Annotated in this window: 3 protein-coding genes and 1 pseudogene; 2 read left to right on the top strand and 2 right to left on the bottom strand. The window is 58.1% G+C overall.

Annotated elements, in window-relative coordinates; translation table 11 throughout:
- Positions 1–223 precede the first annotated feature (223 nt).
- Entirely contained in the window at positions 224–1,327 is a 1,104-nt protein-coding gene (locus AWB72_RS29870) for a site-specific integrase (protein WP_087129202.1), read from the top strand.
- The gene (locus AWB72_RS28240; protein WP_244285791.1) at positions 1,269–1,757 is read left to right on the top strand and encodes a tyrosine-type recombinase/integrase; all 489 of its coding nucleotides are present in this window, start codon (positions 1,269–1,271) and stop codon (positions 1,755–1,757) included. Before AWB72_RS29870 ends, AWB72_RS28240 begins: the two co-directional genes overlap by 59 nt.
- A gap of 69 nt (positions 1,758–1,826) precedes the next feature.
- On the opposite strand, the pseudogene AWB72_RS28235 reads toward AWB72_RS28240, so the two are convergent.
- A pseudogene (locus AWB72_RS28235) lies at positions 1,827–2,018 on the bottom strand (transposase zinc-binding domain-containing protein); the annotation flags it as partial.
- Positions 2,019–2,038: 20 nt separating this feature from the next.
- Entirely contained in the window at positions 2,039–2,914 is an 876-nt protein-coding gene (locus AWB72_RS28230) for a tyrosine-type recombinase/integrase (protein WP_087129203.1), read from the bottom strand.
- Between the last annotated feature and the right edge of the window lie 624 nt (positions 2,915–3,538).

Genomic DNA, 3,538 nt, shown 5'->3' with positions numbered 1-3,538 from the left:
CCGCACAGCGGCACTGGGCGGACATGTGCTGCGCTGTTTAGGCTGTGCAAAGACAGAAGTGTCCTTCAACTCCTGTCTTATGGGGAGTCCTGGATAACAGGGAGTCTGAAACCATGTTCGGCTCGGCAGACCGAACAGTTCTGTATTTTTACTCCCCATTAAAACGCGTCCCTCCGTTGTATCGTGGTCTGGCTTTCACGGGCAATCATCACAGGAGGACGTGATGCTAGACACATACCTGGTAGCACCCAAGACATTGAGGCGCCTGCGTACGGGACCGGCCGGCACCTTCATTGACGGCTTTGCTGATGCGCTGGAGCGGGATGGATATTCAGCGGCGAGCGCCGTGCGGTACATACGGGCCGCCGATCATCTGGGCCGCTTCATGCTGATGAGTGGCAGACCGCTGGTCGAGGTAGGTCCGCAGATGTTGCAAATCTTCTGTCGACATCTTCCGACGTGCAGTTGTCCAGATGCAAAAGGAGGTAAAGCAAACCATCATGTCTACTTCGGCGCGAAGCGCTTTCATGAGTACCTGATCGGAATCGGTGTCTGTGAAGCCGGGATTCCTGCAAGTGCTGGGGTTTGCGAACCTGCGATCGTCAGCGATTTCCGGCGGTGGATGCAAAGGCATCAGGGTGCGAAGCCCGCAACACTTCGGCTGTACTGTCGTGATGCAACGACAATGCTCGAGTCCGTTGGGGACGATGTCAGCGGATGGGATCCAAAGCGCGTACGCACGTTCCTCCTGGATAGCGTTTGCAAGTGCGGCATCAGTACGGCCCAAAAGCGGATCACCAGCGCGCGGGCCTTCCTGCGTTATCTATGTGTTCACGACCTGTGTCGGGCCGGTCTCGATCAAGCAGTTCCCACACTGGCGCATTGGCGCCTGTCGACATTCCCCCAGTGTCTTGCACCTGACGATGTTCAACGTCTGATTGCCGCTTGCGATGGCCAATCACTTCGAGCACTTCGCGACCGCGCGATCATTCTGCTACTCGTGCGACTCGGGGTGCGTGCGGGCGACCTCGCAAACCTTCGATTGAGAGACATTGAGTGGGAAACCGGGACGCTGCGGGTCTCGGGTAAGGGGCGTTATGAAGTTCGGCTCCCGCTACCCCAAGACGCTGGTGAGGCACTCCTGCGTTATCTCGAATCCCGATCCCGAGTGACAGGAAGTGACCGCGTCTTCGTACGCAACATTGCTCCGTTCAGACCGTATGGCTATCTGCGGTGGCTTGCGCGTTTCAGAGTTGACGGGGTTACAGATGACGGATGTTGCACTGCCGTCGATGAGTATCCGCGTTCATGGCAAGGGGCGGCGTGAGCGTACGCTCCCCCTCTGGAAAGTGACCGCAAATGCCTTGCGTGCATGGATCGCGGTACGGGGAACGGCTCGAGTACCGGAGTTGTTCGTCAATGCCCGGGGTGAAGCGATGAGCCGCTGGGGGTTTGCCTACGTCCTCAAACATCATGCTGAGGTGGCGAGCGAGAAGTGCCCTTCGTTGTTACAGAAACGTGTTTCGCCGCACGTCTTGAGGCATACGTGCGCAATGATAGTACTGCAGAGCACGAACGATATCCGAAAAGTGTCTCTTTGGCTCGGACATAGCGATCTGGCTACTACTGAAATCTACACCCGTGCCGACCCTACCGAGAAGCTTGAAGCACTCAACGCAATCGTTCCTCCGGAACTGCGCAGAGGCTCGTTTAGGCCATCCGATAAGGTCATCGCCATGCTCAAGGCGAGGCTTTAATGGAGAGTAGCAGCGGCGCGGGCTTCCCGGCCCGCGCTCGCTCGACGTGTCTACTCCACATACGGAAAGACTCCCCATAAGACATGAGTTATACGCGATCTCGGTTCGCTTGCAGCCCGAACAGCGCAGCACATGTCCGCCCAGCGCCGCGCTGCGGCACTGTTCGATGGCCGACATCACCTTCAACTGCCCCAGGCTCAACGCTACTGTGCGTCGCCACGTGTGCCCGCAGGCGCGGAAGATGTCCGCGACCTCCAGCATCGGATCCGACCGCGTGTCCGCTACTCGAGGCGCAGGCGCTCCAGCGGGCTGACGACTTCTTGCAGCAAGTCGGTGGCGACCTGGGCGTAAAGTGCGGTGGTCTCAAGCTTCTTGTGACCCAGCAGCACCTGAATCACGCGGATATCCACCTTCTGCTCGAGCAGGTGCGTGGCAAAACTGTGGCGCAGCGTATGCATCGATACGCGCTTTTCGATTTGCGCGGCTTCGGCCGCAGCGCGAATCGCGCGATTGAGTTGCCGCGGAGTCAGCGGGTCGACAGGATCGAGCCCCGGAAATATCCAGCCGCCATCCGGCATCTTGCCCTGCGAACGGGCCACGCGCCACCAGACCCGCAAGCGCTCGAGCAACACCGGTGAGAGCATCGCGTAGCGATCCTTACGGCCCTTGCCCTGTTCGACGCGCAGCGTCATGCGCTGGCTATCGATATCGCCCACCTTGAGCGCGACCACTTCGCCGGCCCGCAACCCAGTGCCGTAAGCCAGCGACAACGCCGTCTGATGCTTTAAATTACCTGTTGCCGCAATCAGTCGCCGGACCTCGTCGGGGCTGAGGATAACCGGCAGTACGCGCGGCACGCGCACCGGCTGCATTCGAGCCATCAGTTCTGGTTTCTGAAGCGTGATCTCGAAGAAGAACTTCAGGCCGGTGATCGCGGCATTGAGAGAGATAGGCGATGTTCCGCGATCGACCAAATACAACTGGTAGTTTCGCAGGTCTTCTACAGTCGCCGTGTCGGGCGAGCGCTTCAGGTATCGAGCAAATTCACGCACAATGCGCAGATAGCCGGCTTGAGTCGCGGGAGAAAGCTGGCGCATGCGCATGTCGTCTGTCATACGCTGACGCAGCGGGCTGACGCCCGGTTGAGTGGAGGTCATGATGCGGCTCCGTTGAGGAACGAGGCGGATTGCCCCGATCATCAACATACGGAATCGCGCCGCTCCCCTCTGAAGGCCCGCCAAGTCGGGCCGTAGCCCCTACCGCGCGAGCGGTTTCGTTCTTCGACCCGTAGCAGTCGTCAGACTTGCGAGCCGTCGATGACGGCTCTGGAGCTGCTTCAGACATTGCTCAAACAGCGCAGCAGTAAGCTTCAGCGTGGAACGGGCTCGCAGGATCAAATTTGGTTCCACGGCCATACAGAGTCGCACCTAGACGCCAACAGCGTACAAGAGCTTCCCTTCAAATGATCTCGCAGCCGGATTAACCATCGGCATTTCTCTCGGCGTCGCCCAGGCAAGAATGAATGCCCCACCGCGACTTTGATAATTACCCCTTGGGCACCGTGACAAATGTATAGGAGACGTCGACGTGCAGCCGGTCACGCTCCGGATATCAAAAAAGCAACCCACAAGGCAGATCAGTAAAAATTTTATATAAGATCAAGATAAATCTTATTTTTTCGCTTTTGGCATGGTTTTTTTAGACGGCGGCCTCAAATCCGAAGTGCAACACCCGTTTCGTATAAGGTGTTGCGATGCACGAAAGAACTCAGTATCAACAGC

Source organism: Caballeronia concitans (assembly GCF_001544615.1).
In the GTDB taxonomy this organism is placed as follows: Bacteria; Pseudomonadota; Gammaproteobacteria; order Burkholderiales; family Burkholderiaceae; genus Caballeronia; species Caballeronia concitans.
Note: the sequence above shows the minus strand (reverse complement) of the source record. Positions and strands in the feature narration are given on the sequence as shown.

Bases quoted from the DNA above. Each gene is read 5' to 3' on its own strand.
- AWB72_RS29870 (WP_087129202.1), top strand. From the start codon at position 224: ATGCTAGACACATACCTGGTAGCACCCAAGACATTGAGGCGCCTGCGT.
- AWB72_RS28230 (WP_087129203.1), bottom strand. From the start codon at position 2,914: ATGACCTCCACTCAACCGGGCGTCAGCCCGCTGCGTCAGCGTATGACA.
- AWB72_RS28240 (WP_244285791.1), top strand. From the start codon at position 1,269: ATGACGGATGTTGCACTGCCGTCGATGAGTATCCGCGTTCATGGCAAG.